At 68.4% G+C, this 9,625-nt stretch carries 8 protein-coding genes; 7 read left to right on the top strand and 1 reads right to left on the bottom strand.

The features are described from left to right. The first annotated feature begins 87 nt into the window (after positions 1-87). A complete protein-coding gene (locus AC3E6M_RS11530; RefSeq protein ID WP_490530075.1) occupies positions 88-1,890 on the top strand; it encodes a glycoside hydrolase family 15 protein in 1,803 nt (600 codons plus the stop codon). Positions 1,891-1,941: 51 nt separating this feature from the next. Beyond that, entirely contained in the window at positions 1,942-2,835 is an 894-nt protein-coding gene (locus tag AC3E6M_RS11525; RefSeq protein WP_138175526.1) for an SDR family oxidoreductase, read from the top strand. Positions 2,836-2,968: 133 nt separating this feature from the next. Here the strand turns inward: AC3E6M_RS11525 and AC3E6M_RS11520 are convergent, their stop codons facing one another. Beyond that, a complete protein-coding gene (locus tag AC3E6M_RS11520) occupies positions 2,969-3,937 on the bottom strand; it encodes a ketose-bisphosphate aldolase (RefSeq protein WP_490529961.1) in 969 nt (322 codons plus the stop codon). Positions 3,938-4,077: 140 nt separating this feature from the next. Between AC3E6M_RS11520 and AC3E6M_RS11515 the strand changes: the two genes are divergently transcribed. The 5 genes from AC3E6M_RS11515 to AC3E6M_RS11495 all read left to right on the top strand — a co-directional run bounded on the left by AC3E6M_RS11515 (position 4,078) and on the right by AC3E6M_RS11495 (position 9,526). After that, complete coding sequence (locus AC3E6M_RS11515; RefSeq protein ID WP_171024301.1) at positions 4,078-5,463, top strand: FGGY family carbohydrate kinase; 1,386 nt, start codon at positions 4,078-4,080, stop codon at positions 5,461-5,463. A gap of 49 nt (positions 5,464-5,512) precedes the next feature. Beyond that, the gene (locus AC3E6M_RS11510) at positions 5,513-6,610 is read left to right on the top strand and encodes a LacI family DNA-binding transcriptional regulator (protein WP_138175520.1); all 1,098 of its coding nucleotides are present in this window, start codon (positions 5,513-5,515) and stop codon (positions 6,608-6,610) included. A gap of 97 nt (positions 6,611-6,707) precedes the next feature. Beyond that, positions 6,708-7,748 (top strand): substrate-binding domain-containing protein, encoded by a 1,041-nt coding sequence (locus AC3E6M_RS11505; RefSeq protein ID WP_138175518.1) that lies wholly within the window; start codon positions 6,708-6,710, stop codon positions 7,746-7,748. 84 nt (positions 7,749-7,832) lie between these two features. Further along, positions 7,833-8,768: an ABC transporter permease gene (locus AC3E6M_RS11500; RefSeq protein WP_490529960.1), complete on the top strand. Its 936-nt coding sequence runs from the start codon at positions 7,833-7,835 to the stop codon at positions 8,766-8,768. Then, complete coding sequence (locus AC3E6M_RS11495) at positions 8,765-9,526, top strand: ATP-binding cassette domain-containing protein (protein WP_138175512.1); 762 nt, start codon at positions 8,765-8,767, stop codon at positions 9,524-9,526. The genes AC3E6M_RS11500 and AC3E6M_RS11495 overlap by 4 nt, the downstream gene beginning before the upstream one ends. Positions 9,527-9,625: the final 99 nt, after the last annotated feature.

Raw genomic sequence — 9,625 nt, 5'->3', positions numbered from 1 at the left:
TAGCGCCTCGGCTCCGTAGCCGCTCCGCAGCTGATCGACAACCCCGCCCCGGGCTGGTCGCCGCGTTCCTAGCGTGGAACCGTGCCCATGACTCCGCCCCCGCCGTCCCGCCCCCTTCGCGACTACGCCGCGATCGGCGACGGTCGCACGGTCGCGCTGATCGGGCTCGACGGAGCCGTGGATTGGCTGCCGCTGCCGAACATCCACTCCCGTCCCGTGTTCGCGCGAATCGTCGACGAATCCTCCGGCGGGTGCATCGAACTCTCCCCGGTGGGGGAGTACACGGTGACGCGCCGGTACGTCGCGCACACCAACGTGCTCGAGACGACCTTCACGACCGAGACGGGTGTGGCGAAACTGACGGATGCCATGGTCACGGGCATCGCCGGACGCCTCCCGTGGGCCGAGTTCGCACGCCGCGTCGAGGGCGTGCGCGGCGAGGTCGAGTTCGCGTGGCGTGTGCAGCCGGGCACGATGCTGCGCTCCGCTTCGCCGTGGACCGAACGCATCGACGGGTTCTCGATCATGCGGATCGGGCATGTCTCGCTCGCCGTCGTCGGCGAGGAGCACGGCATCCAGGGACATCCCGACGAGCGCAGCGAGAGCATCGCGGGCGGTTTCACCACGGAGAAGGGCTCGCGCCACCTCCTGGTCATCGCGGCGACCGAAGGAGAACCGCTACGGGTCCCCGACGCGACGAATGTCGACCGCGGGATCGACCGGACGATCGACGGCTGGTCGGCGTGGTCGCAGGAGTTCTCGTACGACGGTCCGTGGGCCGACGACGTGCAACGCAGCGCCCTTGCGCTGAAGCTCCTGCTGTTCAGCCCCACCGGGGCGATCGCCGCCGCCGCGACGACCTCGCTCCCCGAGAACCCGCGCGGCGGCAAGAACTGGGACTACCGCTTCGCGTGGGTGCGCGATCTCGCGTACACCGCGCACGCGTGGGTCGGCTTCGGACTGCGCGAGGAGACGCACGCGGCGATCTCGTGGCTGCTGCGCACGATCCGCGAGAACGGCCCCGAGGTGCAGGTCATGTACACCCTCGACGGCGCAGCCGATGTGGGCCTGGAGAAGCACGAAGTGCCCGGGTGGAACGGCATCCAGCCCGTCGTGACCGGCAACCCCGCTCAGGGGCAGCTGCAGCTCGGGGTCTACGGCGACCTCATCGCGATCTGCCGCACGTACGTCGAAGCGGGCAACCGCCTCGACACTCAGACGGGCCGACTGCTCGCCGACGTCGCTGACCGCACGTGCGACCTGTGGCGACGCGCGGACTCGGGCATGTGGGAGTTGCCCGAGCTCGAGCACTACACCTCGTCGAAGATGGGGTGCTGGAAAGCTCTCGACGATGCGCAGTGGCTCGCCGCCGGGGGCCACATCCCCGACAACGGCGACCGCTGGCGTGCCGAGCGCGACCGTATCCACGCATGGGTCGAAGAGCACTGCTGGTCCGAGACCATGCAGGCCTACACACTGCGTCCGGGAACCGACGACCTCGACGCCTCGGTGCTGCTGCACGCCCCCACCGGGTTCGACCGGGGCGAGCGCATGTCGAAGACCCTGGATGCCATCACCGAACGCCTCGGTAATGCGAACCACCTCGTCTACCGGTACACCGGCATGGATCAGGAGGAGCACACCTTCGTCGCGTGCGCGTTCTGGCGCGCGACGGCCCTGGCGTGCGTCGGACGTCACGCCGAGGCGATCGAGGCGATGGATGCGCTCGTCGCCCAGGCCAACGACGTCGGGATCTACTCCGAGATGATCGCCGAGGACGGCGGGGCCTTCTGGGGCAACCTCCCGCAGGCCCTCAGCCACCTCGCACTCATCAACGCCGCTCTCGTCATCCGTGAGGTCGTCGACGACACAGAACTCGGCGACCGCTGACCTTCCCGCCGGGGCGGCCTTCGTCCCGGCATCCCCTCGAAAGGACTCGTCATGACCACGCAGTACACCTTCACCGACCCCGCCAAGCTCTACGCCGACATCGAGCCGTCGAAGCAGCACCAGCCCGAGCCCGGCCTGGACGCCGAGCTGACGCCCAAGGCCGCACTCGGCGAGGACACGTACACCGGCAGCGGGCGCCTCGACGGACGCAAGGCCCTCATCACGGGCGCCGACTCCGGCATCGGCGCCGCCACGGCGATCGCCTTCGCCCGTGAGGGCGCCTCGGTGGCGATGTCGTACCTGCCCGAGGAGAAGGAGGATGCCGATCGCATCGCCGGCATCCTGCGCGAGGCCGGCGCGACCGTCGCCCAGATCCCCGGCGACCTGCGCGACCCGGAGTACTGCCGTTCGCTCGTCGCCCAGGCGGTCGAGGAGCTCGGCGGTCTCGACATCCTGGTGAACAACGGCGGAAAGCAGTTGTTCAACGAGGATCTCACGACCCTCACCGACGAGCAGTTCGACGACACGTTCAAGACGAACGTCTACGCGATGTTCTGGATCACCAAGGCGGCGCTGCCCCACCTGCCCGCCGGGTCGGCCATCATCAACACGACCTCGATCCAGGCGTACTCGCCGTCGGCGATCCTGGTGGACTACGCCTCGACGAAGGCGACCATCAACGCCTTCACGAAGGCTCTCGGGCAGCAGCTGGCACCGAAGGGCATCCGCGTGAACGCGGTGGCTCCGGGCCCCATCTGGACGCCGCTGCAGGTGTCGGACGGGCAGCCCCAGGAGAAGGTCGCCGAGTTCGGCGAGGAGACCCCGCTCGGCCGCATGGGACAGCCCGCCGAGCTCGCGCCGGCCTACGTCTACCTGGCATCCGCGGAGTCGAGCTACGTCATCGGCGAGACGCTCAACGTCAACGGCGGCATGCCCACGCCGTAAGCGCCCGTCGCGACCGGTCGGGCAGTGCCCCGGCCGGTCGCGCAAACAGGGGATGCCACAGGAACAGGCCGATTCGTCGAGAATCGGCCTGTTCTCCGTTCACGGCCTGTTCTCGCGGCCGCGACGCGGCGTCTCACCGGTGCCGGTAGGACTGACCTGCCTGGCCGAAAACCTGCATGCGCTCCGCCACCATGTTCTGCATGGCCACGCGTCCGCGAGAGCCGTAGAGGGCCGGGTCGCACCCGATGCCGTCCTCATCGAGGTAGGTGCGGACTGCCGCGGCATGGGCCATGTGGGAGTCCATGCCCTGGTTGATCTTGCGAATCCCCAGCTGCGTGGAACGGGCCTTCTCGGATTCCGGCACGCCCCACGATTCCGGAAGCTTGCCCCCGTGGGCGTTGATGACCTCACGAAGGTCGGCGGGAAGGGACGACGAACCGTGCATGACGAGGTGAGTGTTCGGCACGCGCGCGGCGATCCGTTCGATGAGATCCATGTGCAGAACGGTGCCGTCTGGGGGGCTGGTGAACTTGTAGGCGCCGTGCGAGGTGCCGATCGCGACGGCCAGAGCGTCGACGCCGGTGGCGGAGACGAAGCGCTCGGCTTCGTCGGGATCCGCGAGCACGATCTCTTTGCTGCTGGCACCGCCGTCCTCGGATCCCCCGATCGTGCCGAGTTCGCCTTCCACCGAGACGCCGTGCGCGTGGGCGTGTTCGACGACACGTCGGGTCACGGCGACGTTCTCCTCGAAGGTGGCCGGTGTGACATGGTCGTCGCGCATCGATCCGTCGATCATGACGCTGGTGAACCCCGCCGCGATCGCACGTGCGCAGTCCTCGTAGGTGGCCCCGTGGTCGAGATGCAGAACGACGGGCACGTCGGGGTAGTGAGCGATGAGATTGACCAGCGCCTCCCAGAAGAGCTCGTCGCGACCGTGCGTCGAGGCGCCGGCGATGGTCTGCACGATGACGGGGGAGTCCGTCTCGGCGGCGGCGTCGAGCACGGCTTCGGCCTGTGCGAGATCGGTGACGTTGAACGCACCGACTCCGTAGGATCCGGCGCGTGCAGCGTCGAGCGCGTCGGTGAGTGAGATGAGAGCCACGGGCTCGTCCTCCGTTTCGTCGGCCCGTCAGCGCGGGCGATTCTGACAACGGTAGACAGGCTAGGGGACCCGTGCTACTTTGTCCATCGTTAGACAGAGCACCGCCGGCGATGACGCCGACGAGGAACGCGGAGGCCGCAATGCGAGACGAGCTGCTGCTGGGCATCGACCTGGGCACGTCGTCGATCAAGGCGAACGCGATCGACCGCCACGGCCGGTCCATCGGCATCGGCGTGGCACCCACCCCTTTCGCCACCAGCGCCCACGGCGTGGAGATGAGCACGGAAGCGCTGTTCTCCGCCATCCAGGCAGCCATCGCAGATCTCGGCGTTCTGGCGACGCGCGTCGCGGCCGTCGGTGTGGCCAGCATGGGAGAGACCGGCACCATCATCCGGCCGGACGGGCCGAGCGATCTCCCGCTCGTCGCGTGGCACGACTCCCGCGGTGCGGAGATCGTCGACGCGGTGACCGCCCACTTCGGTTCCGAGGAGATCTACCGCCGCACCGGACGTGCTCCCCGCAGCGTGACGAGCATCGCCAAACTGGGCTGGCTCCTCCGCAACGGTCATCGCACGGGTGGGACGTGGACGGGCGTGGCGGGCCTCACCCTCTGGCGCTTGACCGGTGCCCTCGCGCAAGAGCAGTCGCTCGCGGCCTCGAGCGGTGCGTTCGATCCGCTCTCGGGGGAGTACGACCGCGAGATCCTGTCGTTCCTCGGCCTGGACTCCCTCGTCTGGGCCCCCGCGCGCATCGGCGGCACGGCGTTCGGTCGCGTGTCGGCGGAGGGGGCCGGATGGAGCGGCCTGCGCGCCGGCATCCCCGTGACCATCGCCGGTCACGACCACCCCGTAGGAGTGATCGGGGCCGGCGGCGACCACACGGAGGTGATCGACTCCATGGGAACGGGAGAGCCGCTGGTCGTGGCGTGGGCTCCCGCCACCGACGCCGTGCGTACGCATCCGCGCTGGCCCGATCAGTTCGGCGACCTCACGATCACCGCGTGGCCCGGAACGTCACGCCACATGCTTCTGTGGGAGACGCTGCGGCCCGGTTTGGCCATGCGCCACCTCCGCCACGCGCTGCGAGTGGATCGGGACGACATCGAGTTCGCGGCCATCGGCGTCGAAGCCGCACCGCTTCCTCTCTCGGTGCTTCTCGACCTGCAGGAAGGCGTCGTGTCCGAGGAGATCCGGACGCTCGCCCCCGAGGTCGCCTGGGCGGGCGCTCTCGAGGGATACGCCGAGACCTCGGCGGATGCGGAGCGACGACTGCGCGCGCTCTCCGGTGTCTCCGGCCAGACGCTCCTGATCGGCGGAGGGCTCCGCAGCCGCCGGTGGGTCGAGGCGAAGATCCGTCGTACCCGGCATCCGGTCGCGATGGCGCAAGAGCGCGAGGCGGTGTCTCGCGGAGCTGGACTGCTCGCCGGCGTGGCCGCGGGATGGTGGGAGCCCGAGAAGTATCCGCCCGCCGACGCGGTTCCCCTGGCGCCGGTGGAGCAGGCCGCACTGGCCCGGGGGCACCGGTGAGTCCGAGCACCCGTCCGCCGTGTCTGCCGATGACCGGGAGAGTGTACTCATGAACACCTCCTCGCCTCGCCCTGGTTTGCGTCCGCCCGCACGACTGGTCGACATCGCCCGCGCGGCGGGCGTGTCGACGAAGACGGTGTCTCGTGTGCTGAACGACGAGATGTACGTCACCGACGCCACGCGGCAGCGTGTCATGGACGCGGTCACCGAGCTCGCCTACGTCGGCGACGCTGCGGCGACGGGCCTGCGCACGCGCAAGTCCGGATTCATCGGACTGATCCTTCCGGACGTCCGCAACGGTTTCTTCGCCCTCCTCACGCGCGCCATCGAGGAGCGTCTCTCGCCGTCCTCGCCGACCCTGCTCTTCGGCGACTCGGACGAGGAGGCCGCTCAGGAGGAGCGCTATCTACGGACGTTCCGACAGCAGCGCGTCGACGGGCTCATCATCCTCCCCAGCGGTGCCCCGAGCCTCCCGGATGCGGTCTCCGAGATCCCGACCGTCATCGTGGATCGCACGGTGCCGTCGGTGCGAAAGATCGCCGATCACGTCCTGGCCGACAACTCCCGCGCTGCGGGTCGCCTGGTGGAGCATCTCGTCCGCCATCACGGCCTGCGCTCGGTCGCCCTCGTCGCGGGGAACACCACCGTGTCCAACGTGCGAGACCGGCAGGCGGGATACCTGCGTGTCGTCCGAGCGGCGGGTCTCGAACCCCACATCACCTCGGGGCACTCGACCCCGGACGACGCCGCAGCCGGTGCGCTCGAGCTGTTCCGCGATCTGACCCCTCCGTTCGGGGTGTTCGCCACGAACAACCGTATGTTCTGGGGTGCCATGGCCGCGATCGCCCGACTCGGACTGCATGTGCCGCGCGACGTCCTGGTGACCACGATCGACTCGATCGGTGAGGCGACCGTGACGGGACTCAAGCCCACCCAGGGCGTCGTCCCCGTCCAGACCGTGGCGGCCAAGGCCATGCGTCTCCTGGCCGAACGCACCGAGGATCCGACCCTGCCGCCCCGCCGCGAGACGGTCGACATCGACATCGAATTCGGCACCACCTGCGGGTGCATCCCGCTGACCAACCCTCTGATGATGGGGCCTGTCGGCCCCGCTCCCACCGCTCCCGTGCGCGACACACGGGAATAGCGCGAGGACTGATCCCGGCAGCCGCAAGCACGTCCGAGACCAGCCCCCGCATGTCGCACCAGCAGTCCCGAAAGTCACATCCTCAAAGGAGAGAAAAATGACCCGACACCCCCGAATGCGCTCCGCTGCTGCGGCCGCCGCGACGGTGACGATCCTAGCCGGGGCTCTCGCCGGTTGCTCAGACTCCGCCGCGCCGCAGGGCAGTGCGGGAGCCGCCAGCGAGAACAACGGCAAGATCGCCCTCGTCATCAAGCCTCTCGACAACACGTACTTCGGTGCGATGGTCGAGGGTGCGCAGTCGGCCGCCGACGAGGCCGGCGTCGAACTCACGGTCGTCGCGGCGGAGAACGTCACGGACGACTCGGGCCAGGCGACCAAGCTCAACTCACTCGTCACCGCGGGCTACGGCTGCTACATCGTCAACCCGACCAGTCAGACGAACCTGATCACCGGTCTCGTGCCGGTGACGCAGGCCGGTGCGCCCATCGTCAACCTCGACCTGCCGATCGATCTGGACGCCGCGAAGGACGCGGGCGTGAACGTCACGACGTATGTCGGCACCAACAACGAGACCGCGGGCGCGGCCGGCGGCGAAGCGATGCTGTCCCTCGTCGATGGAGGATCGCAGGTGGCGCTCATCGGCGGGCTCGTGGCGGATCCGGGCAACATCGCCCGACTGGCAGGGTTCGAGAAGGCCGTCACGGGCAAGCTCGAGATCACCCAGACGGTCGCCGCCGACTTCGACAAGGCCAAGGCCAAGAGCGCGGCATCCACGATCCTCATCGCGAATCCGGACATCAAGGGGTTCTTCACGCCCTCGGGTGACATGGCGATGGGCATCCAGCAGGCCGTGGAAGAGGCCGGCAAGAAGGGACAGGTGGCGGTCGTCGGCATCGACGGGACCCAGGACCAGTTGAAGGACATCGTCGCCGGGGGACAGCCGGCCGCGATCGAGCAGTTCCCGTACCTGATGGGTGTGCAGTCGGTGCAGGCGTGCGTCGCCGCGATGGCGGGCACCTCGATCCCTTCCAACGTGGAGACCCCGGTGCTCATCGTCGATGCGAAGAACGCTCAGGCGGCCCTGGACGCATTCCCCGCGCCGCCGAAGGGCTTCGACGTCCCGAACCCGTTCAAGTAACCCCTCACCACTGATCGGGGATCCTCACCCATGGCAACGAACACACCCCTTCGAACGAAGGTCTCGACTGACAGAGCGACGAGCATGCGCCGCGCGCTGGGCTCGGAGGAGATCTGGATGAAGCTGGCCGCTCCGGTCGCCCTCGTCCTGCTCTCCGTCGTCTTCGCCGCGCTGAACCCGAGATTCCTCTCGTGGCCGAGCGTTTCCACGATGCTCGCGGACTCGACCATTCCGATCCTGCTCGCCCTCGGAGCGACGTTCGCCGTCTCCCTGGCAGGCATCGATCTGTCGCTCGCGGCGACGGTCGCCCTCGGCAGCGTGACGATGGCCACGGCATATCAGAGCGGGATGCCGCTCCTCGTGTGCTGCGCCATCGCCGTGCTCACCGGGCTCGCGGTCGGCGCCATCAACGGCACCTTCATCGGCTGGGTGAGGATCCCCGACTTCATCGTGACGCTGGGCTCGCTGAGCGTGGTGATGGGACTGAGTCTCATCGTGTCGCAGGGCAAGCCGGTCGCCATTCCCGAACGCGCCCTGACTTCGCTCAGCACGATCAGCGTCGCGGGCATCCGGGTCAATTTCCTCCTGGCGATCGCGGTCGCCATCGTGCTGCACATCGTGCTGTTCCACACACGGTTCGGCACGCACTTGCTCGCCGTCGGAGACAACCCCGACGCGGCGAAGGCGATGGGACTCAAGGTCCCCCGCATCAAGCTCGCGGGATACATGATCTGCGGGGCGATGGGCGGGCTCGGAGCCGTGCTGCTCACGTCCTACATCGGGTCGAGTCAGCCGGCCACGAACACCGACTACCTGCTGAAGGCCATCGCTGCGGTCGTGCTGGGCGGCGTGAGCCTCTTCGGCGGCCGAGCGACGATCTACGGACCCGTCATCGGAGCGATTCTGCTCACGTTCCTGCAATCCGGACTCACGTTGCTGGGCGTGAGCGCGTTCTATTCCCCGTTGGTGATCGGCATCGTCGTCATCGCTGCCGCGACGCTCATGAGAGGGCGGAAATGACCCACGACCCCGGCGAGAAGATCGTCGTCGACAACATCCACAAATCCTTCGGAAACGTCCACGCCCTCAAGGGTGCCTCGCTCAGTATCCGCGCCGGTGAGATCACCGCCATCGTGGGTGACAACGGGGCGGGTAAGTCGACTCTGGTGAAGTGCCTCACCGGCCTGTACGCGCCCGACGAGGGCGAGATCCGCATCGACGGTCGACCCGTGCGTTTCTCCTCGCCCCGGGACGCTCGCGAGCAGGGCATCGAGACGGTCTATCAGGACCTCGCGCTCAGCGATCAGTTGAGCGTGTGGCAGAACATGTACATGGATCGAGAGCTGACCCGTGGCATCCCGGGCCTGAGGTTCTTGGCCCGCAAAGAGATGAAGGAGCGCGCCGCGGAGCTGGTCGCGGATCTCGCCGTGAACGTTCCGGGCGTGGGGCGCCCCGTCAAACGGCTCTCGGGTGGGCAGCGTCAGGCTGTCGCGATCGCGCGCGGGGTCATGTGGGCCGAGAACATGATCATCCTCGACGAGCCGACCGCCGCCCTGGGCCTGAACGAGACGGCGCAGGTTGAGGCGCTGATCCGCCGAGTGGTCGATGGCGGCACGACGGTCCTGGTGGTCTCGCACAACTTCGAGCAGGTCAAACGGCTGTCCCAACAGGTCTGGGTGATGAGAGGCGGCCGCGTCGTCGGGGGTACCCGCACGGAGAAGGTGACGGGGGAGCAACTGGTGGGCATGGTGACCGGGGCCGTACGCACGATCGACTGACACATCGCCGTGCGGCTGACGGGTCGCGCAAACAGGGGATGCCTGTTCTCGGCTCATGGCCTGTTATCGCCGCGGCGGCAGAGGTCGGCGCCCGGCGTG

Source organism: Microbacterium sp. SCPM-O-B-15248 (M128), assembly GCF_058214835.1.
The sequence above is the reverse complement of the archived record's forward strand: the minus strand, read 5'-3'. Positions and strand labels throughout refer to the sequence as shown.